26 protein-coding genes and 1 tRNA gene are annotated in these 22,565 nt (G+C 68.9%); 6 read left to right on the forward strand and 21 right to left on the reverse strand.

What is annotated here, in order from left to right; all coding sequences use genetic code 11:
- Positions 1-3: 3 nt before the first annotated feature.
- The 5 genes from P0W64_RS06850 to P0W64_RS06870 are packed head-to-tail and all read right to left on the reverse strand — an operon-like array spanning position 4 to position 5,977.
- On the reverse strand, positions 4-1,305 hold the full coding sequence (locus tag P0W64_RS06850) for a GMC family oxidoreductase N-terminal domain-containing protein (RefSeq protein ID WP_275479329.1): 1,302 nt from the start codon (positions 1,303-1,305) through the stop codon (positions 4-6).
- Positions 1,302-2,696: a mycofactocin biosynthesis glycosyltransferase MftF gene (gene mftF / locus P0W64_RS06855; RefSeq protein ID WP_275479330.1), complete on the reverse strand. Its 1,395-nt coding sequence runs from the start codon at positions 2,694-2,696 to the stop codon at positions 1,302-1,304. The genes P0W64_RS06850 and mftF overlap by 4 nt, the downstream gene beginning before the upstream one ends.
- Positions 2,693-3,391, reverse strand: coding sequence for a mycofactocin biosynthesis peptidyl-dipeptidase MftE (gene mftE, locus P0W64_RS06860; protein ID WP_275479331.1), 699 nt, complete (start codon positions 3,389-3,391; stop codon positions 2,693-2,695). Before mftE ends, mftF begins: the two co-directional genes overlap by 4 nt.
- Before the next feature lie 24 nt (positions 3,392-3,415).
- Positions 3,416-4,588 (reverse strand): cystathionine gamma-synthase, encoded by a 1,173-nt coding sequence (locus P0W64_RS06865; protein ID WP_275479332.1) that lies wholly within the window; start codon positions 4,586-4,588, stop codon positions 3,416-3,418.
- Positions 4,589-4,591: 3 nt separating this feature from the next.
- A complete protein-coding gene (locus tag P0W64_RS06870; protein WP_275479333.1) occupies positions 4,592-5,977 on the reverse strand; it encodes a cystathionine beta-synthase in 1,386 nt (461 codons plus the stop codon).
- A 64-nt stretch (positions 5,978-6,041) separates the two neighbouring features.
- On the opposite strand from P0W64_RS06870, the gene P0W64_RS06875 reads away from it, so the two are divergent.
- Complete coding sequence (locus P0W64_RS06875; protein ID WP_275479334.1) at positions 6,042-6,983, forward strand: SGNH/GDSL hydrolase family protein; 942 nt, start codon at positions 6,042-6,044, stop codon at positions 6,981-6,983.
- Position 6,984: 1 nt separating this feature from the next.
- On the opposite strand, the gene P0W64_RS06880 is transcribed toward P0W64_RS06875, so the two are convergent.
- The 3 genes from P0W64_RS06880 to P0W64_RS06890 form a co-directional block, all read right to left on the reverse strand.
- Positions 6,985-7,911: a Bax inhibitor-1/YccA family protein gene (locus P0W64_RS06880; protein ID WP_275479335.1), complete on the reverse strand. Its 927-nt coding sequence runs from the start codon at positions 7,909-7,911 to the stop codon at positions 6,985-6,987.
- Between the two features lie 201 nt (positions 7,912-8,112).
- Complete coding sequence (locus tag P0W64_RS06885; protein WP_275479336.1) at positions 8,113-8,652, reverse strand: Clp protease N-terminal domain-containing protein; 540 nt, start codon at positions 8,650-8,652, stop codon at positions 8,113-8,115.
- Positions 8,653-8,661: 9 nt separating this feature from the next.
- Positions 8,662-8,874, reverse strand: a complete 213-nt coding sequence (locus tag P0W64_RS06890) for an RNA polymerase subunit sigma-70 (protein WP_275479337.1) — start codon at positions 8,872-8,874, stop codon at positions 8,662-8,664.
- 70 nt (positions 8,875-8,944) lie between these two features.
- Between P0W64_RS06890 and P0W64_RS06895 the strand changes: the two genes are divergently transcribed.
- A tRNA-Leu gene (locus P0W64_RS06895) sits at positions 8,945-9,018 on the forward strand.
- A 31-nt stretch (positions 9,019-9,049) separates the two neighbouring features.
- Positions 9,050-9,724 carry a LysE family translocator gene (locus P0W64_RS06900; protein WP_275479338.1) on the forward strand — a complete coding sequence of 225 codons (675 nt, stop codon included), beginning with the start codon at positions 9,050-9,052 and terminating at the stop codon, positions 9,722-9,724.
- Between the two features lie 29 nt (positions 9,725-9,753).
- On the opposite strand, the gene P0W64_RS06905 is transcribed toward P0W64_RS06900, so the two are convergent.
- From P0W64_RS06905 to eno, 5 genes are all read right to left on the reverse strand, one after another.
- Entirely contained in the window at positions 9,754-10,020 is a 267-nt protein-coding gene (locus P0W64_RS06905; RefSeq protein ID WP_275479339.1) for a hypothetical protein, read from the reverse strand.
- Between the two features lie 89 nt (positions 10,021-10,109).
- Positions 10,110-11,090, reverse strand: coding sequence for a Ppx/GppA phosphatase family protein (locus tag P0W64_RS06910; protein WP_275479340.1), 981 nt, complete (start codon positions 11,088-11,090; stop codon positions 10,110-10,112).
- Entirely contained in the window at positions 11,087-11,632 is a 546-nt protein-coding gene (locus P0W64_RS06915) for a DUF501 domain-containing protein (RefSeq protein WP_275479341.1), read from the reverse strand. The genes P0W64_RS06910 and P0W64_RS06915 overlap by 4 nt, the downstream gene beginning before the upstream one ends.
- A 4-nt stretch (positions 11,633-11,636) precedes the next feature.
- Complete coding sequence (locus P0W64_RS06920; RefSeq protein WP_275479342.1) at positions 11,637-12,047, reverse strand: septum formation initiator family protein; 411 nt, start codon at positions 12,045-12,047, stop codon at positions 11,637-11,639.
- 25 nt (positions 12,048-12,072) lie between these two features.
- Entirely contained in the window at positions 12,073-13,359 is a 1,287-nt protein-coding gene (gene eno, locus P0W64_RS06925) for a phosphopyruvate hydratase (protein WP_275479343.1), read from the reverse strand.
- 153 nt (positions 13,360-13,512) lie between these two features.
- Between eno and P0W64_RS06930 the strand changes: the two genes are divergently transcribed.
- Positions 13,513-14,133, forward strand: coding sequence for a TetR/AcrR family transcriptional regulator (locus P0W64_RS06930; protein WP_275479344.1), 621 nt, complete (start codon positions 13,513-13,515; stop codon positions 14,131-14,133).
- On the opposite strand, the gene P0W64_RS06935 is transcribed toward P0W64_RS06930, so the two are convergent.
- From P0W64_RS06935 to P0W64_RS06945, 3 genes are all read right to left on the reverse strand, one after another.
- Positions 14,130-15,047: an MBL fold metallo-hydrolase gene (locus P0W64_RS06935; RefSeq protein WP_275479345.1), complete on the reverse strand. Its 918-nt coding sequence runs from the start codon at positions 15,045-15,047 to the stop codon at positions 14,130-14,132. The genes P0W64_RS06930 and P0W64_RS06935 overlap by 4 nt on opposite strands.
- Before the next feature lie 72 nt (positions 15,048-15,119).
- Positions 15,120-16,115 (reverse strand): 4,5-dihydroxyphthalate decarboxylase, encoded by a 996-nt coding sequence (locus P0W64_RS06940; protein ID WP_275479346.1) that lies wholly within the window; start codon positions 16,113-16,115, stop codon positions 15,120-15,122.
- An 82-nt stretch (positions 16,116-16,197) separates the two neighbouring features.
- The gene (locus P0W64_RS06945; protein ID WP_275479347.1) at positions 16,198-16,920 is read right to left on the reverse strand and encodes an alpha/beta fold hydrolase; all 723 of its coding nucleotides are present in this window, start codon (positions 16,918-16,920) and stop codon (positions 16,198-16,200) included.
- 93 nt (positions 16,921-17,013) lie between these two features.
- On the opposite strand from P0W64_RS06945, the gene P0W64_RS06950 reads away from it, so the two are divergent.
- A complete protein-coding gene (locus tag P0W64_RS06950) occupies positions 17,014-17,433 on the forward strand; it encodes a MerR family transcriptional regulator (RefSeq protein ID WP_275479348.1) in 420 nt (139 codons plus the stop codon).
- Between the two features lie 70 nt (positions 17,434-17,503).
- Here the strand turns inward: P0W64_RS06950 and P0W64_RS06955 are convergent, their stop codons facing one another.
- The 4 genes from P0W64_RS06955 to P0W64_RS06970 form a co-directional block, all read right to left on the reverse strand.
- Positions 17,504-17,710: a tautomerase family protein gene (locus P0W64_RS06955; RefSeq protein WP_275479349.1), complete on the reverse strand. Its 207-nt coding sequence runs from the start codon at positions 17,708-17,710 to the stop codon at positions 17,504-17,506.
- A 68-nt stretch (positions 17,711-17,778) separates the two neighbouring features.
- Positions 17,779-18,579 (reverse strand): isocitrate lyase/phosphoenolpyruvate mutase family protein, encoded by an 801-nt coding sequence (locus P0W64_RS06960; protein ID WP_275479350.1) that lies wholly within the window; start codon positions 18,577-18,579, stop codon positions 17,779-17,781.
- 22 nt (positions 18,580-18,601) lie between these two features.
- Complete coding sequence (locus P0W64_RS06965) at positions 18,602-19,423, reverse strand: MerR family transcriptional regulator (RefSeq protein ID WP_275479351.1); 822 nt, start codon at positions 19,421-19,423, stop codon at positions 18,602-18,604.
- A 77-nt stretch (positions 19,424-19,500) separates the two neighbouring features.
- On the reverse strand, positions 19,501-20,100 hold the full coding sequence (locus P0W64_RS06970; protein ID WP_275479352.1) for a TetR/AcrR family transcriptional regulator C-terminal domain-containing protein: 600 nt from the start codon (positions 20,098-20,100) through the stop codon (positions 19,501-19,503).
- Between the two features lie 55 nt (positions 20,101-20,155).
- Here P0W64_RS06970 and P0W64_RS06975 point away from each other — a divergent pair, with 55 nt between their 5' ends.
- Entirely contained in the window at positions 20,156-21,619 is a 1,464-nt protein-coding gene (locus P0W64_RS06975) for an FAD-dependent monooxygenase (RefSeq protein ID WP_275479353.1), read from the forward strand.
- A 20-nt stretch (positions 21,620-21,639) separates the two neighbouring features.
- Here P0W64_RS06975 and P0W64_RS06980 read toward each other — a convergent pair whose 3' ends face one another.
- Positions 21,640-22,524 (reverse strand): SDR family oxidoreductase, encoded by an 885-nt coding sequence (locus P0W64_RS06980; protein WP_275479354.1) that lies wholly within the window; start codon positions 22,522-22,524, stop codon positions 21,640-21,642.
- Between the last annotated feature and the right edge of the window lie 41 nt (positions 22,525-22,565).

A 22,565-nucleotide genomic window follows, 5' to 3' on the forward strand; every position in this document is an offset into this window, starting at 1 on the left:
GATTCACCCGCGAAGCAGCACCTCGGACAGGCGCTCTGCCACCGCGATGACCGTCGCGTGCGGGCCGCGCGTGGGCACGACGGGAACTGCAGAGCCGTCCGCCACGTACAGGCCCTCGACACCCCGGATCCGGCCCGCGCCGTCCGCCGGCGCCTCGTCGGAGTCGCCCATGCGGGCCGTTCCGCACAGGTGCAGAGGCACGCCGAGAACCGCCTCACCCCTCGTCGGAAGCAGGTCTCGAACACTCGCGACACCCGCAGCGAGCAGGGCTGCGTCGGACCCCGAGCGGTGGACCCGGACCCCGGCACCCCCCAGGACCTCGGCCCGCTGCTTCGACGTCATAGCCGCGACACCGACGCGCAGCACCGGGTCATCGACTCCTCCGATCGCGCGGCCGAACGGCGCCGTATAGGGCCTGATCTCGACCTCACCCTCCGGCAGAACGAGGTGGGCGACCGCCTCGAGGATCGGGCGGGACGGGTCGTGCGGCCCGGGATCGAGCGCCAGCGGCAGTGTCACCTCAGGGTGGTCGGTGCCGCCGCGGCCGACGCCCGGCAGGTCGACGACCGGCTCCGCGCCCAGTTCTGCGACGGTTCGCGCCGCGCCGATACCCGACCTGAGCAGCAGCCGTGGGGTCCCCACCGAACCGGCACAGAGCACCACTAGTTCGGCGGCCACGGGACCCGCGTCCGTCTCGACCCCGATCGCGCGTCTGCGCCGCCCGCGGACGCGCCGGACGATCCGCCCCTCCCGCACGTCCACCCCGGGACCTAGATAGGCCGCGGCGGTGTCGACCCGGAGGCCCCGCGCCGCGTTGAGGGTCACCGGCCCCGCAACGGGCGCTTCCGCCTCGTCGAGGTCCGAGACCACCGGGACCCGTGCGGCCGTAGCCGCGGCGAGCAACGAGCGCCCCGCAGGCGCCATGTCCTCGATCGGGACTCGGACGCGCGGAAGGAGGATCCGCTCGTAGTAGGGGCTCATCGATTCGAACGTCCACCCCGCGGGCCACGGGCCGAAATCGCCGGGGCGGGCGCGCAACAGATAGGCGCCGTTCACGGCCGACGAGCCACCGACCCGCCCGCCGCGGGCCGCTCCCACCACCGTCCCCGGCGCGACCTCGTCGCCGTAGCGCAGCAGCCCTTCGTCGCGCGAGCCGACGGGTAGGAGGCCGACTGCGCTGGACGGCAGCTGCGCGGGGCCCGCCTCGAACAACAGCACATGCACGCCCGCCGCGGCGAGTCGGCCCGCGACCACGCAGCCGGCGGATCCTGCGCCGACCACGACGACCTCGGCCGACTCCGTCACCGCGTGATCCTCGGTCGGAGCGCCTCCGGGCTCCGCGCGGCGAGCACGCCGCGCCACAGTCCGGCTCCGTACGCGAGATCGTCGAGCCGCAGCAGGACGGTGTGGGCCAGCGGTCCGGGCCCGCCCGGAACCCGGTGCTCCCACCAGTCGGCGACGCCGTCCAGCAAGGCGCCGGCCAGCACGGCCCGCCGCATCCGGCGCGACACGAGCGCCGCGGGCAAAGCCACGGGCCAGTAGTGCCGCCACGCCGCGGACACCACCTGCCGCAGGCCACCGGCGAACCCGCGCGCCACGACCCGTGCCACCAGAGGTGCCCGGTGCGGCACACCGTCGAGGGCCGCGGCCACCTTCCGCGCGGCGTAGGCCTGGGCGCCGATCGCGAGGAGCGTACCCACCCCCGACACGCCGGCGACACCCACGACACCGACCAGGGTCGCCGCCGACATCGCCATCGGCGGCACCAGCCCGGGGTGCCGCACCGCAAGCGGCGCCGCGCTGGTACCGTAGAACGCCTTGCGGCGCAGCCAATCCCACGGGTTCACGCGGTGGTCGTGCGCCACTCGCGAAGCGGGAACATAGCGGGCGCGTCCGCCTGCCGCAGAGATGCGCCAGCAAAGGTCGACATCCTCACCGACGTGCATCTGCTCATCGAAGCCGCCGACCTCGTCGAACATGCTGCGCCGCAGCACCATAGCAGCACTCGGCACGTAGGCGACGGGGGTGCCGGCGGCGATGCGCGCGGGATCTCGGCCGAGGTCCAGCGAGGAGCGGGCGTGTTCGTAACGGGCTATCGCGCGCCGCACCGGACTCCGCTCCGTGCCACCCAGGCTGAGCGCAACGATGCGCGGAGCCGCCATCGCGACCGCAGGATCGGAGAACGCAGGAAGAAGACGGTCGAGCCACCCCGGTCTGGGCACGACATCGGAATCGAGCACTGCGACGAACTCGGTGTCTGCACAGTCGATCCCGGCGTTTCGTGCGGCGGCCGGACCGCGCGGGCGCCGGTGGCGGATGATGCGGACGCCGTCGATATGGAGCGGGACGGCGCTGCCGTCGTCCACCACGATCACATCGGTGACTCCGTCGCGGCGCAACGCATCCACGACCCGGACGACGCCGGAGGCGTTGTCCTTCACCGGGACGACCACGGTGACCGGCGGACGGACATCCGGAGAGGAGTCAGGATGTGCCAGCCCCGCGTCGAGCAGACGCCTGGCCACGGCGGCCGAGATCGCGTCGCACACGACGATGCCGTCTCCGTCGATCGCCCCCGCCTCCCTGAGCCGCAGCAGCCGCAGCGGCGCGCCGCCCAACAGCACTCGCCCGCCATCGAGAACCCTGGCGCCGCTGTCTATCCGGACGGTGAAGCCGTCCGGAAGGCGGGGTGTCACCGGAGCCGTCCGGCGTCGTCCGGCGCCCAGCGGCGCACCGAGTCGGCAGCCCGCCCCGTGAGCTCGACCAACAGGCGCTCACCCTCCGCCGCCGTCGCCCCGCGCGGGTCTCCGAGCACGCCACTGCTGCTCACGGCACGCACACCGCCGGCACGGATCTCGGGTAGCAGCTCGGTCAGGGATCTGGTGTCTCCCGCATGGATCAGCTTAGTGCGCACGGTGTCCGGCGCCAGGTGCAGCAGCAGCGACGTCTCGGTGCGCCCCGCGTGCGGATCGGAACCCATCGGATCGCAGGGAAGCCACGCGACATCACGCCTCTCGTAACGCAGTTGCGTCACGGCCGCGGCCACGCCGGCGACGTTGCCGCCGTGGCCGTTCACGATCAGCAGCCGCGGCGCCCACACGCACACGGACCGGCCGTACTCGATGAGCAGCGTCTTCAGCGCCTCGGTGCCCAGCGACACCGTGCCCGGGAAGCCCTCGTGCTCGCCCGAGGCGCCGTACGCGACGGCGGGGGCGCAGGCGCCGTCGACGGCTGCCGCGACAGCGCGGGCTACCGCCTCCGCGATTCGCGTGTCCGTGTCGAGCGGGAGATGCGGTCCGTGCTGTTCGAGCGCGCCCAGCGGGACCACGACGAGGCGCGGTGCCCCACCCTCGATCTCGGGCCAGGTCCGTGGGCCGAGCGCATCAGTCACGGGCTCGACGCTACCCCGACCGAGTCAGCCCAGGGCGTTGTCCAGGTCGGCGATCAGGTCACCGATGTCCTCGATGCCGACGGACAGACGCACGAGATCCGCCGGGACCTCGAGCTGCGACCCCGCAGTGGAGGCGTGGGTCATCGCGCCGGGGTGCTCGATGAGCGATTCGATGCCGCCCAGCGACTCGGCGAGCGTGAAGACCTCGGTGCGCGAGCACAGCCGCTGCGCAGCTTCGAGGCCGCCCTCCAGGCGCACAGACACCATTCCGCCGAAGCGCCGCATCTGCTTGGCCGCAACGGCGTGATTGGGGTGCGAGTCGAGGCCCGGGTACAGCACCGACGCCACCTCGGGCCGCCCCGACAGGAACTCGACGACCTTCTCGGCGTTGTCGCAGTGGCGATCCATCCGCACGCCGAGGGTCTTGATCCCGCGCAGGGTCAGGAACACATCGAACGGCCCGGGTACCGCACCGGAACCGTTCTGCAGGAACGCGATATCGGCGTCGAGCTGCTCGTCGTTCACCACGAGCGCACCGCCGACCGTGTCGCTGTGCCCGCCCAGGTACTTGGTTGCGGAGTGCACGACTACGTCCGCACCCAGCTCCAGTGGCTTCTGCAGGTAGGGGCTGGCGAAGGTGTTGTCGACGACGAGCCGCGTCCCGGCTTCGTGCGCCACGCCCGCGAGTGCCTCGATGTCGCCGATGTTGAGCAGCGGGTTGGTGGGTGTCTCTACCCACACCAGCTTCGTGTTGGGGCGGATCGCCGCGCGCACCGCGTCGACGTCGTTGACGGCGGCCGGTGTCTGCTCGATCCCCCACTGGGAGAACACCTTGTCGATGAGGCGGAAGGTGCCGCCGTATGCGTCGTCGGGGATCACCAGGTGATCGCCGGGGCGCAGGGTCGCGCGCAGGATCGCATCGGTAGCGGCCATGCCGGACGCGAAGGCGCGCCCGAACGCTCCCCCCTCGATCGCGGCCAGGTTCGCCTCATACGCCTGCCGCGTCGGGTTGCCCGTGCGGGCGTACTCGAAACCCCCGCGCATGCCGCCCACGCCGTCCTGCTTGAAGGTCGAGCTGGCGTAGATCGGCACGTTGACCGCGCCCGTCAGCGGATCCGGGTCGTATCCCGCATGGATCGCGGTGGTCGAGAACCCCTTGGCCGCGTATCGGTCCGTCGCGGAACGCTGCTCGCTCATCGACTACTTCCTTCCATGCGAGAGGAACCCGAGCACGTCGTGCCGGGTGATGACTCCGATCGGCTTGCCGTCGTCGACGACCATGAGCGCGTCGGATTCACCGAGCGCCGTCATCGCCGACGACACGGACTCGCCCGCGCCGATCAGGGGGAACGCGGGGCCCATGTGCTTCTCCACGGGATCCGCCAGGTTGGCGCGGCCCTCGAAGACCGCGGACAGCAGCTCGCGCTCGCTCACCGCACCGGCGACCTCTCCCGCCATGATCGGCGGTTCGGCACCCACCACAGGCATCTGCGAGACGTTGTACTCGCCGAGGATCTCGATGGCGTCGCGGATCGTCTCCGACGGGTGTGTATGCACGAGATCCGGCAACTCACCGGACTTGCCGCGCAGGACGTCGCCGACGAGTGCCTCGCGCTGCTTCGGGTCGAGCGGAGTACGCAGGAAGCCGTACGACGACATCCACTTGTCGTTGAAGATCTTCGACAGGTAGCCGCGGCCGCCGTCGGGCAGCAGCACGACCACCACGGCGTCCGGATCGCGCTCGGCGACACGCAGCGCGGCCACGACGGCCATGCCGCAGGAGCCGCCGACCAGCAGTCCCTCCTCGCGGGCGAGGCGCCGCGTCATCTCGAACGAGTCGGCGTCGGACACCGCGATGATCTCGTCGGGGATGTCCGGGTCGTAAGCCTCGGGCCAGAAGTCCTCACCCACGCCCTCGACCAGGTACGGCCGCCCCGTGCCGCCGGAGTAGACGGAGCCCTCGGGGTCCGCTCCGACGATCTTCACCGCGCCGTTCGAGACCTCTTTGAGGTAACGGCCGGTGCCCGTGATGGTGCCGCCGGTGCCGACGCCGGCGACGAAGTGGGTGACCTTACCCTCGGTGTCCCGCCATATCTCGGGGCCCGTGGTCTCGTAGTGCGATGCGGGTCCGTTGGGGTTCGAATACTGATTGGGTTTCCACGCACCGGGGATCTCGCGGGTCAGCCTGTCCGAGACGTTGTAGTACGAGTCCGGGTGTTCCGGGGGCACGGCCGTGGGGCAGACGACGACCTCGGCCCCGTAGGCGCGCAGCACATTCCGCTTGTCTTCGCTGACCTTGTCCGGGCAGACGAAGACGCAGTCGTAGCCGCGTTGCTGCGCGACCAGTGCGAGCCCGACTCCGGTGTTACCCGATGTGGGCTCGACGATGGTGCCGCCCGGCTTCAGCTCACCCGACGCCTCGGCGGCGTCGATCATCTTGACAGCGATGCGGTCCTTGCTGCTGCCGCCCGGGTTGAGGTACTCGATCTTCGCGGCGACCAGGCCGGCCCCGGGAGCGACGACGGAGCCTAGGCGGACGAGCGGAGTATCGCCGATCAGCTCGGAGACGTGTCCTGCGATGCGCATGGCTCCCATCCTCCCACGCGTCGCTTACCGGCCTCGCCCAGGGAGCGGCGCTAGATTGGGCGGTATGGGTTATACCCGGGGCCGGATCGTGCGAGACGCCGCACGGGCATCGGTGGCCGCTGCGGGTGGCGCCGGGATGACGTGGGCCGCCTACTCGTTCCTCGCCGAGCAGGCCAAGCAGGCGCGGACGGTGATCCCGCATCGCACCGATAAGGCACCGTCGAGGGACGGCGTGTACGTACCCGGGCAGGAGGCCGTCGAGCGGCCGAGCGATCACCCCGCAGACGTGCGGCTGATGGTCTTCGGTGACTCGACGGCGTGCGGCCTGGGCTGCGACGATGCCGAGCAGACCCCGGGTGTACTCATAGCGCGCGGGCTCACGAGGGAGACCGGCAGGAGCGTGCAGCTGTCGACGAAGGCGATCGTCGGGGCGACGTCACGCGGGCTGGTCGGGCAGATCGACGCGATGCTGATCGCGGGCCGGCCCCCGGACGTATCCGTGATCCTCGTGGGCGCCAACGACGTGACCGCGGTCAACGGGATCGAATCGTCCGCGCGCCGCCTGGGGCGGTGTGTGCGGCGGCTGCGTGGCGAGGGCTCGGCAGTCGTGGTGGGGACGTGCCCGGACATCGGCGTCGTCTGGGCCATCCCGCAGCCGCTCCGAACCGTGATGCGTACGTACAGCCTGCGCCTGGCGGCGCGGCAGAAGGTGCACGTGAATGCCGCGGGCGGCAGAGCGGTCCCGCTCGAGTTGCTGGCGGACCGGTTCCGTGCGGCACCCGACATCATGCTGTCGGGCGACCACTTCCATCCGTCACCCGTGGGCTACGCGCTGGCGGCGGAGGCCCTGCTGCCCGAGGTCGTCGCCGCCGTGGGCGAGCAGAGCGAACCGGTGCCCGGGCCCGAGCCGGCCCCGCCGGCGGACCTCGCAAACGAAGAACGCCCCACCGCGCGGCTCTCGCGCGCGCTGCGGGGCGTTCTTCGGCGGGACGAGCCCGCCGCGTGAGCTAGTTGCTTCGGTAGAAATAGCTCAGCAGGCGCAGGATCTCGACGTACAGCCACACCAGGGTGACGGTCAGGCCGAGAGCGACGCCCCAGGCCGCCTTCGCGGGCGCGCCTGCGCGGATCAGCTGATCCGCCTGGTCGAAGTCGATCAGGAAGCTGAACGCGGCGATACCGATGCAGACCAGGGAGAAGATGATCGCGATGGGACCGCCGTCGCGCAGCGGGCCCGCGCCGTGAGTGAAGAGGCTCATCACCAGGTTGCCGAGCGCCAGCACGACGACACCGATCATCGCGGCGAACAGCATGCGAGTGAAGCGCGGGGTGACGCGGATGGCCCCCGTCTTGTAGACGACGAGCATTCCGATGAACACCCCGACGGTGCCGAGCACCGCCTGCGCGATGAGTGCGCCGGCGCTGACGCCGGAGACCATGAAGTTCGCGAATACATACGAGATCGCGCCGACGAACAGCCCCTCGAACGCCGCGTACCCGAGGACGATGCCCGGGTTGTCGCTCTTACGCGCGAAGGTCGCGACCATGACCAGCACCAGACCGCCGATCGCTCCCGCGATGAGGAGCGGGTTGGCGAGCGCGAGGTTCTGTCCGATCGCGAAGTAGCTGGCGACGGCGAAGACGATCAGCACGCCCAGCGTCATCGCGGTCTTCTGCACCACGTCGTCGATGGTGATCGAGCGGACGCCCTGCTGCTGGGCGTACGGCTGCTGCGGCGTCTGGTAGGGCTGCTGGAACTGCATCCCCTGGGCCATACCGGCCGCGCCGCTGCCGAATCCGGCCCCGCCGAAGTTCTGCTGGCCCTGCTGCCCGGGGTATCCGGGCTGCTGGTAGCCGGCCTGCGGGCCGCCCACCTGCTGCTTCTGTCGGCCCCCGCGCATGAGATTGCGCAGAACCGGGTTGCTGCTCTCTCGCACCGTGTGGTCCTTTCTCGGGCGTCGCTTTGATTCTGCGACTGGTGCGACCACCGGACTGGCCCGGCGGCCTCGTTGGGTACAACGAACAGGCGGTGGTTCCGGTTCCCAGCCGTCTGGCAGCGGCCCCACGCCCTTTTACGTTCACCTTACCCAACGTTGGGCGAACCGGTCCGGTTCCCGAGACCGCTCCCGCGGTTCGAGTCAGGCCGCACGTCCCCCGAGCAGATCGTTCACGCGACTACGGACCTCGTCGACGGGCATCGCGGCACCGATGGCGGCGAGCACGGCGTCGTCGTCGCTGCGCAGGATCCCGAGCAGTACGTGCTCGCTTCCGACGCGGCGGTCCTTGCGGTGGATAGCCTCGCGCAGCGCGAGCTCTAGCGTCTTCTTGGACGCAGAGGAGAAGGGGATGTGCCCGGTACGGAAGCGCTTTCGGATGGGACGCCGGACGTCGAACCCGAAGCGCTCCGACACCGCATCGACGACCGCGGCGAGGTCGATGCCGATTCCCTTCAACGCCTCGGCGTCCGCTTCCGTGAGCACGCGGTCCTGCGCGGCGGCACGCACACCGTCGACGGTGAGCCCGCCGTCGGTGAGGACGTCCTGCACATCGCTCGGCAACTGCCCGAGCACGCTTATCAACAGGTGGGTGGGGGTGATGCGATCGGCGCCCGCGTCGCGGGCCTCCTCCTGGGCGAGGACGACGGCGGTGCGTGCCTCGCGGGTGAACCTCTCGAACATGGCGAAGACCTACTTCCCGTACTTCTTGTGAACGGCCTGGCGGGTGACGTCGAGCGCGCGGGCGATGTCCTGCCACGACCAGCCGAGAGACCGGGCGTTGGCGACCTGCACGGCCTCGAGCTGATCCGCGAGCCTGCGGAGTGCGACCACAGCCCGTAGCCCCTGTTCAGGATCCTCGGAGGCGGCCGCGTCGACGAATTCGGGTGAGCTCACGCCTGTCAATGTAGGTTGACGCCATCTACTTGTCAACCTGGATTGACGACACCTGGCCAAGCTAGGGTGAGCGGGCACCGCCCCCATAGCCCAATCGGCAGAGGCACCGGCCTTAAAAGCTGGTCAGTGTGGGTTCGAGTCCCACTGGGGGCACAGACGAACGGCCGGAGGAGGGCGGACACGCATGAACCACCATCTGCTCGCGGCGTTGCCGGTTTCGCCGGCAGGTCTGCTCGCATTCGGTCTGACGGCTCTGGTGATCATCGTGGCACCGGGCCCCAGCGTGTTGTTCGTCGTCGGCCGCGCGCTCGCACACGGGCGCACGGTCGCAATCGCGAGCGCGCTCGGCGGGACTCTGGGGTCACTCGCGCTCTGCGGGCTCGTGGTGTCCGGGCTCGGGACGCTGATCGCCGCATCCGCCGTGGTCTTCACAACGGCCAAGGTGATCGGCGCGATCTACCTCTGCTACTTGGGGATCCAGGCGATCCGGCACCGTCGTCGGCTCTCGATCGGCGGCACACGGGCGTTTCCAGCACAGGAACGCGGCGTCGTACTGCGTTCTGCCAGACAGGGATTCGTCGTCGGCGTGAGCAATCCGAAGACGCTGGTCTTCTTCGGTGCGGTGCTGCCGCAGTTCGTGGATGCAGGGCGCGGCCACCCCGCGACGCAGATGGCCGTCTTCGCACTCCTGTTCTGCATGCTCGCCGCCCTGTCCGACAGCGTCTGGGCACTCGCCGCCGGGACCGCACGTAACTGGTTCGCGCGCTCCGATCGCCGGCTGCGGGCGGTCGGCGGCGCGGGAGGCGTCGCAATGATCGGACTCGGTGTCGGCCTGGCAGTTACCGGTCGCGCGGACTGACGAGCCCCTGAATTCGAGCGACGGAGAGGTCAGGCGGCGCGGACCGCGAGGCGGTCGGCAGGATCGATGACGCGATCGATGGAGCCGTAGCGCTGCTCGACGCGTGCGACGGCGTAGTCCCACTGCTCGGGGTCGGACAGGTCCGCGACGAGGGGGTAGACGCCGTGCGCCATGACAGCGACCACCTCGCGGAAGTTGCGGCCGATGGCCGTCACGTGCGCACCGGCCGCCGCGGCGTCTGCCACCAACTGCTCCGCCTGAGCGGTCCCGTCGAGCACAACCACGATGTTCTGCATGTCAGCTCCATTCTTTACGATTGCTTGAATGATAGCTACATGATCCTGAATTTCCGATACCTCGGGGCTGTGACCTTGTTGACAGTGGGTTAACTCTCGTCGGTCAGCCCCAGCGCCACGCCGTCGAGGATGTCGTGCTCGGAGACGACCAGCTCTGTGACCCCGGACGCCGCCAGACGACGTGCGAGCAACATCGCCACCAGCGCACCGCCCCCGATCACGTCGGCCCGCCCCGGATGCATCGGGCCGAGCGCCAGGCGTTCCGCAGAGGTCATACCCACCAATCTGCGGCACAGCGAGACCAGCTGTTCGATCGGCACCCGCGAGCGATGGATGAGAACGGGGTCATACTCGGTCAGGCCGTGGGCGAGCGCCGCGAGCGTTGTGAACGTACCCGCCACGCCCACCCAGGTGCGCGCGTTCCCGATCGGGACGCGGTGCGCGGCGGCGTCGAGCTGTTCCTCGACGATCCCACGAGCGCGGTCGACCTCGCGCTCCGTCGGCGGATCCGACGCGAGCGCGCGCTCGGTGAGTCGCACGCATCCGATATCCGCAGAGAACGCGTGCGTCACACGCAGGCCGCCGCCCGACCCGGCTTCGCCCAGCACCAGCTCGGTCGATCCCCCGCCCAGGTCGGTGACGAGCACGGGGCCGTCGTGGTCCGGCCCGCTCCCCAGCCCGGCAACGGCGCCGCGGAACGACAACCGCGCCTCCTCGTCACCCGAGATGACCTCGGCCACCGCACCGGGGACGACGCTGCCGAGCAACTCGGCGGTCATCCCGAAGAAGCCGTCGCGACCCTCCACGTCGCGGGTCGCGGAGGTGGCGACCATGCGGATCCGCGTGGCGCCCAATGCCTTTGCGGTGTGCACGTAATCGGCGAGGGCGGCACGGGTGCGCTCGATCGCCTCGGGTGCAAAACCTCCCGTGGCGTCGACTCCCTGCCCGAGCCGCACGATGCGCATCTCGCGGGCGAGGTCCGTCAGGTCACCGCCGACGTTCCTGCTGGCTACGAGGAGGCGAATGCTGTTGGTACCGCAGTCGATCGCTGCGACGACAGGTTCGGTCACCGTGCGGTCCAAGAGTAGTTGGGCGCCGGCCAATCCTGCGGTATGGCACTGCCGCGCAGGCCCGCGTCCGCGGCGAGAGCCACGGCCTCGTCGCCGAGCCAGACGGTTCCGGGTCCTACGGCGAGTGCGTACGCGATAAGCACGTGCAGACACTTGACACGGTCGGGCATACCACCACCGGAGAAGTCGGTTCCCAAGTCCTCCAGCGCATTCCGTGCCTCTAGGAAGGCACGATGCGCGGCGCGGTAGTTCTCCGCCACGTCGTCGTCCGACGCGAGCAGAGCCTCCATCTCCTTCATCAGCCCGGCGCTCTCCTGGCGGCTGGCCTCGGATGTAAGGCGCGGGTCGGTGAGGTAGTACAGAGTGGGGAACGGAGTGCCGTCGGGCAGCTTCGGGGCCGTCTTCACGACGGCGGGCGCACCGTCGGGAGTGCGGTACGCGATGGCCAGCACGCCTCGCGGAGTCCGGCCGAGCTGCTGTGTGACAGCGTCGAGATCCGCCTCGGTGGGAGGCGCGTCGCCCCCGGGAGCCTGATCCGTCATCGCGCTAGTGCGGCACCGCGATCGACCGCCAGACGTTCGTGTACCACGGGCTCTGCCGGGCCACCTGCGCCTGAACCTCCTCGCGGGTCGGGGCAGGGGCCTGCGGGGTCTGCACGCGATAGGGCGTCTCGCCCGGCATCACGTACAGGAGCCTCAGGCGTGCCTGCTCCTTGACGTAGTCCGGGTCGGACTGCAGATTCTTCTGCGCTTCGAGCTTGTTGATATCGGCGACGAGCCGGCTGTGGTCGGCGGCCAGCTGGTTCTCCTGCGACTGCTGCGACAGGTACGTCCGCACCGGCATCGCGAGGGTCAGTCCGAGAAGGCACACCACGACGAACAGGACCAGCGCGCGGCGCGCCCCGGACGTCTCGGCGCGCGCCGTACGGCCCGGGGTGACGATGCGTGATCTGCTCACGTGGTGTGCCTCTCCTACTTCGCTTCTAGCTGGTGAACTCGAACCGCGGGAATGCGGTGTCACCGGCGTAGCGCGCGGCGTCGCCCAACTCCTCCTCGATGCGCAGCAGCTGGTTGTACTTCGCCACGCGCTCGCTACGGGCGGGCGCGCCGGTCTTTATCTGACCACTGCCGACGGCGACTGCGAGATCCGCGATAGTGGTGTCCTCGGTCTCACCGGAGCGGTGGCTCATCATCGACTTGTAGCCGTTGTTGTGTGCGAGCGCGACCGCGTCCAGCGTCTCGGTGAGCGTCCCGATCTGGTTCACCTTGACCAGTAGCGCGTTGGCCGCGCCCTTCGAGATGCCCAGCTCGAGCCGGTCCGGGTTGGTGACGAACAGATCGTCGCCGACGATCTGGATCTTGTCGCCGATGGCGTCGGTCAGCTCGACCCAGCCGTCCCAGTCGTCCTCCGAGAGCGGATCCTCGATGGAGACCAACGGGAAATCGGCCAGCAGCCCCTCGTAGAAGGATGCCATCTCGGCGGCACTCAGGACGGCGCCCTCGAACTTGTAGCCCTCGCCGGCGGTGTAGAACTCGGTGGCGGCCACGTCTAGCGCGAGCGCGACGTCGGACCCCAGTCCGAGCCCCGTCTTGCCGATGGCCTCGGAGATCAGCTCGAGAGCCTCTTTGGTCCCGGCGACCGACGGCGCGAAGCCGCCTTCGTCACCCAGGCCCGTGTTGAAGCCCTTGCTCTTGAGCACGGACTTCAGCGAGTGGTAGACCTCGGCGCCCCAGCGCAGTGACTCCTTGAACGTCTCGGCGCCGATCGGTGCGACCATGAACTCCTGGACGTCGACGCCACTGTCGGCGTGTGCGCCGCCGTTGAGGATGTTCATCATCGGTACGGGAAGGATGTGCGCGTTCGGGCCGCCGATGTAGCGGAACAGCGGAAGCGCGGCCGATTCCGCCGCGGCGCGCGCGGTGGCCAGTGACACCCCGAGCAGCGCGTTCGCGCCCAGCCGGCCCTTGTCCTCGGTGCCGTCCAGATCCAGCAGCACCTGGTCGACGATGCGTTGTTCGTCGGCGGGCAGACCGATCACCTCGGGAGCGATGACCTCGAGCACACCGTCGACGGCCTTCGTGACGCCCTTACCCCCGTAGCGGTCGCCTCCGTCTCGCAACTCGACCGCCTCGTGCTCGCCGGTGGACGCCCCGGACGGCACCGCAGCACGCGCGAAGCTGCCGTCGGCGAGTGCGATCTCCACCTCGACCGTGGGATTTCCACGCGAGTCCAGGATCTCGCGGGCACCGACCTGGATGATTTCCGACACGAGCTTCTCCTCTTGGGTCATGGACGCTCCGCGGTAAGCCTAGTGCCCGCCCTCCGCAGGGCGCAGCGGGACGCGCCGCAGCCCCACGAGCAGCCGGAAGGATCCGGGTATCGTGGCCCGAAGCACGACATGCCTGGACCGGAGGGACCGACGATGCCCCGCATCACCGATGCGCAACGCCAGGCCAACCGCGAGACGGTTCTGACCGCGGCTCGTCGCTGCTTCTCCCGCAACGGATTCCACCAGACCTCGATGCCGGATATCGCAGCCGAGGCCGGCATGTCCACCGGCGCCCCGTACCGGTACATCGCGGGTAAACACGAACTGGTCGCCGAGATCGCTCATCTCGCCTTCATGTCCCTGTTCGGGCCGGTGATCGAGCTCGCGACGGAGACGGCGTCCACGGCCGGCATCGGCGACATCGTCGGCTACGCCGTCACGGCGCTTCCGGCGAGCGACGCGGACGGCCACCCGGCGAGTGAGGAACTGCTGCGGTGCGCCGTCGACGCGTGGGGGGAGGCCCTCCGCGACGAGGACTTGCGCGCCCACGCCCTCGAGGCATTCAACCGGGTGTCGAGCGCGATCGAGATCGCCCTCGAGCGCGGACAGGACGTCGGCACGGTATCGGCGGACCTCGACGTCGCGTCCGGGGCACGCATCGTCGTCGCCCTCGTCCACGGGTTCATCGTGCAGCGCACACTCTTCGGCCTCACCGACGTGGACCAGTTCGTTCGGGATGTACGCGGCGCCCTCGGTGCGCCCCACCGTGCCTAGATCCTGGGCAGGTCTGCCCACTCCTCGATGACCGGATCCGAATCGGTCATACCCAGTCGGGCCGCACCCCGGCCCGCGAAGTGAGCCGGGAGCAGGGTGCTTCCGCGACGCCCGGCCTCAGCCAGCACCGCCCGGCGGCTGGCACGCGCACCGTCGGCGTCGAGGTCCAGGGCGCAGCAGTCGCCGGGGCGTCCGATCTGTAGGGGTGTGTGTACGAGGTCCCCCACGAACACGGCGCCGCCGTCGGGGGCGTCCAGCCAGACGACCGACGACCCCGGCGTGTGACCCGGCGCCGGTTCGATGCGCAGCCGGGCGTCGATCCGATACCCGCCCTCATGGGTGGTCATCTGACCGGTTTCGTACACCGGTGCGATACTGTCCGCGAACACCAGGCGGATGCCCTCGAAGCGGGCGCGCTCGTCCTCCGTCCTGGGCGCTCGCATGCGATGCGCGTTGTCCGGATGGTAGTACTCGTAGTCGGCTTGCGGCACAACATAGGTCGCGTTTGGAAAGGTCGGCTCCCAGCGCCCGTCGGCAAGACGGGTGTTCCAGCCGACATGGTCGTAATGGATGTGCGTGTTGACGACTACATCGACGTCACCTGGTTGCACGCCGACCGCTGCCAGCTGCCCGAGGAAATCGGTGTTCAGGTGGCTCAGGGGCGGGATCTGTGGCCGATCGCGATCGTTGCCCACACCGGTGTCGATCAGGATCACCCGGCCTTGTGAGCGCAGCACCCACGTCTGTATCGCCGCCCGGTAGGCCCTCGAATCAGGCACCCAGTGGTCGGGAGCCAGATCATCGTTCCATTCGTCGCCGGGGGTGTCGGGGAACAGCGTGTCCACCGCCATCAGCGGACCGACCCACTCCACCACTCGTTCGACCTCGACGCCACCGATATCGATCGTGCTCATACCACCACCGTAGCCCCGCCGGACTCGCAGACGTCTTGATCGCCAACCGTTCTCGCGACGCGTGTGATCAGCTCAGGTGTCCAGGAGCGACGCGGCGAAGAACTCGTCGCTGGTCAGCCGACGCTTCGACAGCCCCTGCTCGTAGTGGTACCTCAAGAAGGTGTCGACGGCCTTGCGATTGGCCCGCACGCCGTAGGGCCACCAGTCCTCGCCGAGCAGCTCCCTGTTCTCGGCGAACAGGGAGCTGAACCAGGGCGTGATCACCTCCATGTGCTGCTTGCGGGCCGCCTCGAGGTACTCGGATTGCACCAGGTCCTTCGCCGCGACGAATGCCTCGAACACCGCGCGCAGGAGTCCCGTCCGACCTGCGAGCTCTTTGCGGACGGCGACGACGTGCATCTGCGGGAAGATCCCCGTCCGGCGGTAGTAGGCGCGCTCGACCCGCTCGTAGTCCGGGAACAGGCGCGCGATCTTCTTCGACGTCCCGTCCAGGAACGACTGCGGCACATCGACCGACAACAGCGCGTCGATCTCTCCCGCCTCGAGCATCGCGCCGAGGGTCTGCCCGTCGGCCGCGTGGCGCACATCGACGCCCTCCACCTCCGGCCGCGGGAGCCAGTCGAACTCACGGATCGCGAAATCCGTACCGCCCGTGACCCACCGGTTCGAGTCGGGACGGAATCCGTAGTCGTCGGCCAGGATCCCCTTGAGCCATACGCCCGGATCGCACCCGTAGAGGCCGAATTCGCCGATCGTCTTGCCCACGAGGTCTTCCGGCTTCTCGATCCCGGCGTCGACGTTGATGAACATCGCCGAATGACGGAAGTTGCGGGCGGGGAATACGGGCAGCGCGACGAACGGCGGGTCCGGGACGTCCAGAAGCCTCGTGTAGTACGTCAATCCCAGCTCGGCGATGTCGTACCGGCCCTCGATCATGTTGCGGAAGACGTCCGACGCCAACGGCACCGTCTCGAAAACGGCGTCCACGCCGTCGATCGTGACGCGGCCGTCGAACAGCGGCTCGACGGGCTCGTGCACGGACGAGCCGAGGCGCAGATCGATATTCACGGCCGACCTCCATAAAGATGAACGATCTTTCACTATTGAGCGTATGTGTATACCGACCGTCGGTCAAGAAGCCCCGAAGAGGTCAGGCGAGCCGGAGCAGCAGCCCTGCCAGCTCCTCCGGCATCGTGATCATGCAGTCGTGACCGGTGGGCAGCTCCCACACCCGTGCCGGTTCACCGTTGGGCTGGACCGCTGAAACCGGGCGACGCTCTATCCCTTCGGGTTTCACGGTGCAATGGATATGGGTGCGCGGTACCGCCGCCGCTCCGGGATCGTCGAGCCGGACCGCCTGCTGCAGGCAGCGCACCGGCTGGTCGGAGAGCATGGTCTTGACCCAAGTGATATCGGCCGGGTCCGTGACGCCGAAAAGACCGAAGGGTGAAGGCAGTTCGGGGAGCGGCGGCATGCGCCACCCACTCTCCGAGCGGAGGGCGTCGTCGATCATCGTTCGGGTCATCGGGTGGATGTCGGCCGCGCTCTCGCCGTCCTCCGGGACCATCGCGTCCAGGTAGACCAGCTGCGCGATCCGGTCCGGGATCTCGTTGACCACACCGGAGACGACCATCCCCGCGTAGCTGTGCCCGACCAGGATCACGTCGGTCAGATCGTTCCGGACGATCACGTCGACGATGTCCTCGACATGAGTCTCGAGCCCCACGTCCGGGCCCGCACGATAGGCGGTGTCGCCGTAGCCCGTGAGGGTCGGGGTGAACACCCGGTGGCCCGCGCCGCCGAGCAGAGGCACCATCCGGGCCCAGCACTGCCCCGTATGCCAGGCCCCGTGCACCAGTACATAATCGACCATGGTTCTCGACTCCTTTCAGCCTTCGCCTACGCTAAAACCTGACGTCGACGTCAACTGCAAGTCGTAGTGGTCTACTTCACAGGAGGCGAGAAGATGCGCATCGGCGAGCTTGCGGAGCGAACGGGCACGACGACCCGCGCGCTGCGCTACTACGAGGAGCAGGGGCTACTCACCACTGAACGCAGCTCAGGCGGCCAACGCTGGTACGGCGCGGGCGCCGTCAACCGCGTCCTCACGATCCGGCAGTTGTTCGCCGCGGGCCTCTCCAGCAGGACGATCGCAGAACTGACGCCCTGCATCGTCGATGGCCGGGCCACCACCGTGCTGCTCGAACGGCTCGCGGTCGAGCGGGATCGGATCGACGAGCACATCGCCCAATTGACCGCCACACGCGATCGCCTCGAGGACGTGATCGACGGGGCCGCAGAGAATCTCCGCACCGGTGAACCGTGCGGAGCCAGCCGCCAGCGGGGTACGACGGCGGCTCGATCAGCGCCGAACGGTCGCAGCTGACGGATCGACGGTCCGCCTGACCGACGCTCGTCGGACTCACGAACGGCGCTGTACGCAGCCTAGGCGCGCCTCAACTACGCCCGAGAACCTCCGCGTTGAGGATATTCCCGCCGAGGCTCCAGCCGTCGCCGGTCACCTCCTCGAGGACGACGAGAGTGTTGGCACGGGCACGCTCGCCGTACACGGCGACGAAAGCGTCCGTGACCGCATCCTGGAGCTGCTTCTTCGACTTCGCGGTGAGAGTGTCCGCGGGTACCTTCAGATTCGCAAACGGCATGACCCCAGCCTGACGCCGGTTACCGACGGCCGCCAGAGACCCGAGCTCCACGGACCGGCGCTCCCTGGCTACTCGTCGAAGGCGCCTCGTACCGCTGAGGCGCCGGCGGCGGTCGACCAGAATCCGTAGGTGCCCTGGTCGAGGAGTTCCTTCGCGGCGGCGGCGAGCGCGCCGTACGACACCAGTGAGAAGGCGCTGCCGACAGACACGCGGGCGACACCGAGTTGCGCGAGCGTGGCGACGTTAGGCACTCCCGGCAGGGCGAGGACGTTGACCGGTCGCTCCACCGCCGATACGACCCGCTCGATGTCGGCGGCGTCCACAATGCCGGGCGCGTACAGCACATCGGCGCCCGCATCCTGATAGGCACGCAGGCGCGCGATGGTGTCGTCGAGGTCGGTGATGCCGCGGATGTGGTTCTCGGCGCGGCCGACCAGAAGCATCTTCTGAGGCCCGTCGTGGGCGGCAGCCGCGGCAGCCGCGACCCGCGCCGCCGCCTCGTCGATCGGGTAGACAGCCTTCTCATCGGGATCGTAGTCCTCTATCGAGGCGCCGGCGATACCCGATTCTGCCGCTGCGGCATAGGTTTCCGCCGCGGATTCCGGGTCGGCCGCATACCCGTTCTCGAGGTCCGCGTTGACGGGAACGGACACGGCCGCGGCCATCGCAGCGGCGTGCGACAGAGCATCGTCGCGGCTGACGCCGCCGTCGTTGCGGCCGAGCGTCGCCGCGTAGCCGGCGCTCGTGGTCGCCACCGCAGCGTAACCGAGGAACGCGAGCGCCTTGGCGGACCCGATGTCCCACGCATTCGCGAGAAGCAGCGGCCGGCCGGGAGCGTGCAGGGACAGGAATTCGTCGAAACGAGTCATGACGCCGACCATAACGTCCGCCTCAGGTCAGCGGTGTCATGAACGACCACAGTCTCTGTTCGGGGTCGCGGGCGTCGTACTCGCGGTAGCCGTAGGGTTGATCGGTCGGCGGGAGCACTATGTCGGCACCGTGTTCCACGGCGTTCCGGTAGTGGGCGTCGACATCCTCGACGACTATCGACAACTGGCCAGTGGCCGCTCCGAGCGCCCGCGGGGACTGCAGCGCAAACTGTTCCGATACCTGGTGCAGCCAGATGACGCCGTCACCTGCGGTCACCTCGGCGTGATAGACCACCCCGTCGGGGCTGCGTGCCACACGTCCGGCTTCGAAACCGAATGCGGTGGTTAGAAACTCGTGCGCAGCGGCGATGTCTTCGTAGACGATCGTCGGGATTCGTCGCTGAATCATGCTGTCGAGCATGGACATATCCTCCAATACACTCAGAAGCTCGTGATCATCGATGTAACGGTGACCGTGCCCGAAGTCTTCGGACAGGGACGCCAACCGGTTGCGGAGCCGGTGCTCGATACCCAGGCGCCGGTCGATGCGGGTGATCTGGCGGCTCATCGTCTCGAGCACATTCCACCGGGAATCGTCGAGGGCAGCGCCGATTTCATCGAGAGCAAGCCCCAGCTGGCGAAGGGCCACGACGTGATAGAGCCGCTGCACATCCTGCGGCGAGTAGAGCCGGTGTCCCGCACCCGTCCGTTCAGACGGCGAGAGGAGGCCGATCTCGTCGTAATAGTGCAGAGTGCGGACGGTGAGACCGCTCGCACGCGCCAGGGCTCCCACCTTGATGGCGCGTCCCTCACCGTCGTCCTGTCCGCCGCCGAGCTTCGCCATACAGGCGACCATAGGACCTCACGTTGCGTGAGGTGCAAGGTCTGCGACGTGCAAGGTCACCGCGGTCGGCGACGCCTTCAGGCTCCGGATCGCAGGATCTGTGCGATCCCGTAGTCGAATCGCTCGCCGAAGTCGATCACGCGGAACTCGTCCCAGACGGAGGCCAGACCCGGGTACAGCTCCGAGTCCAGATCGTCGGCGACGCGGTCATGCCAGGTCGCCGCAGACTGCTCCTCCTGCACCAGACCCAACGTGAAGTAGAAGAGGCTCCACATCGTCCACGCGGCCGACCGGCGGGTGGGGCACCCCTCGATGAGGGCGTCCACCAGGCCGTCCGCGAAAGCCAGTGTGTTCGGCTCGGCGGAGAAGGTTCCCGCCACGATCGCGGCGCCGTCCCGATGGCTCAGCAGCGCGCCCCTGAGCCGTTGCAGCAGTTCAGATGCTCTAGCGCACCAGTCGTCGGGTAGGTCGGTCAACGGAACCTCACCGACGATCGCGTCCGCCATCAACTCGAGGAGCCGGTCCTTGCTGCGGATATGCCACATCACGGTATTCATGCTGACACCCAGCTCAGCCGCGATCTCCCTGGTCGACAGCCTGCTCGCACCGACTCGGTCCAGTACCTCGAAAGCGGCGGCGACGACCTTGTCGAGAGTCACGCCTTGTCTCTTGGTCACCGATCGAGTATACGTGGACCCCTAATCCTTCTTGGTCAGCGATAGAGAGGTGCATATGAAGGCGGACGTGGTGGTAGTGGGTGGCGGGCCGACCGGAATGTGGCTGGCCTGCGAACTGAGCCTGGCCGGCGTGTCCACGGTCGTGCTGGAGCAACGGCGCGACGTCGATCCGCACTCCCGCGCGCTCACCGTGCATCCGCGGACCGTCGAGACCCTGGCGCTGCGCGACGCACACGGACCTCTGCTCGCCGAATCCGGCCGGCTTCCGAGCGGCCACTTCGCAGCGTTGGACGAACGGCTCGATTTCTCCTGCCTGGACACGGATTTCCCGTTCACGCTCACCATTCCACAGGCACGCACCACGCGACTGCTCGAGCAGCGTGCCCGAGGCCACGGTGCCGCGATCAGGCGCGGACACCGGGTGATCGGCCTCGCCGACGACGGGGACGCGGTGCGGGTGTCCGCCGAGGGGCCGGACGGCCGCTATTGCATGGCCGCCGAGTACGTGGTGGGCTGCGACGGCACCCGCAGCACGGTGCGCGAGCACGCTGGGATCCCCTTCGTCGGCACCGATTTCAGCACCATCGGATGGCTCGGCGACGTCACGCTGGCCGATCCCCCGTCCGCGCCGGTGGTGAGCGTCTGGAGCCGCAACGGCGCCGTCATGTGCGTGGCCCTGCCCGACGGCCAGTACCGCTTCGTCGGGAACGCCCCCGAGGACAACCGTACCGACTGGCCGGGTGAGCCGACGTTCGACGAGTTGCGCTCCCTGGTCGTCCGCGTGCTGGGCACCGACTTCGGAATGCACACTCCGACATGGCTGTCGCGATTCGGCGACACCAGTCGCCTCGCCTCGACGTACCGGAAGGGCCGCGTCCTGCTCGCAGGGGACGCCGCGCACCAGCACATGCCCAACGGCGGCGTGGGACTGAATGTGGGAGTGCAGGATGCAATGAACCTGGGCTGGAAACTCGCGGCCACCGTCAGCGGACGGGCGCCCGACGGTCTGCTGGACACGTATCACGCGGAACGGCATCCCGTCGGTGCGGACACTATCGAACACACTCAGGCACAGACCGCCCTCATGACGAACTTCTCCGAGCAGGGCGTGGCTCTGCGAAAACTGCTCGGCGGGCTCATCTCGGAGTGCCCCCAGCTCCGGGACGCGCTTGCCGAGCGCCTGTCCGGCCTGTCCGTGCGCTACCCACCGCGGGCCTCCGCACACCCGCTGGTCGGCCAACGCGCTCCGGATCTCCGACTGTCCGAAGATGTCTCACTCTTCGGCCTGTTGACCCGGGGAGACTTCGCGGTCGTCGACTTCACCGGCGGCGTCCCGGCCGCCCCAGGGCCGAAACTCGTCTGGCACCGCGCGGCGCTACCGCAGGAGCGCCAGACGTGGTCCGGGATCGGCGCCGCCCTGATCCGGCCCGACGGTTACGTCGGTTGGGCCAGCGACGAGTCCGACCCCACGACACTCGCAAGGGAGTTGGAGAGGGCGGTCGCGGCCACTCGGACCTGAGCTCGCGGCTGCGACCGGTTTCAGGCCTGGATGTGCTCGAGATCGTCGATGAGGTTCGGGTGGGTCGGCTGCCACCCGAGCGTTGCGCGGGTGTACGCGCTGGACGCCGGTTGGTCCATCGCGAAGATGGGGCCGAACGAGCCGAACGCGTCGTCGGGCAGAGACTGCACCCGCAGCCCCAGACGGCGGCCGATGACCGCGGCGATATCGACCACGGCATCACCCTCGTCGGCGACCGCGTGCCATGCCGTACCCGCCGGTGCCGACTCCAGGACCAGACGGAAGAGCGCGGCCGCATCGAGTGCGTGAACGGCCGGCCATCTTTGTGAGCCGTCGCCCGGGTAGCCCGCGACACCGCTTCGACGCGCCCGGGCGACCAGGAGTCCGGCGAAACCGCCTCGGCCGTCGTTGTGGACAGTGCGCGGCATGCGCACGGCCGTCGCCCGCACCCCGTGCTCGGAGAGGCCGAGTAGCGCATCGACGGAGCGCGCCCGGCCCGCGACCGGTCCTTCGAGAGGTAGCGGGTCCGCCTCCGTGGACGCCCTGCCCGAAACCCACGGCGTGCCGGATACGGTCACGATCGGCCGATCGCTGCCGATCAGCGACTCGCCGAGGACGGCCATGGCCGCCGCCTCCTCTGCGACGGCCTGCTCGAGCCCGTCGCTCCCTCCCATGCCGTTGTCGCCGAAGGCCAAGCTGATCACGCCGTCGGCCTGGTCGGCTCCGCGATGCAGCACGTCGAGGTCTGCGAGGCCGCCTCGCAGCACCTCAGCGCCGGCGCTTCTCAGTGCCGCCTCCGACCTGTCGGAGCGAGCCAGCGCGAGCACGGTGTGGTCGCTCTCGAGCAGTTCGGCGACGACCGCTGAACCGATTGTGCCGGTACCGCCTGTAACGAAGACGCGCATGAGGACTCCTCCACGTGATGAGACATCTGTCGCATCACTAT

This window comes from Tsukamurella sp. 8F (genome assembly GCF_029167375.1).
Classification (GTDB): domain Bacteria; phylum Actinomycetota; class Actinomycetes; order Mycobacteriales; family Mycobacteriaceae; genus Tsukamurella.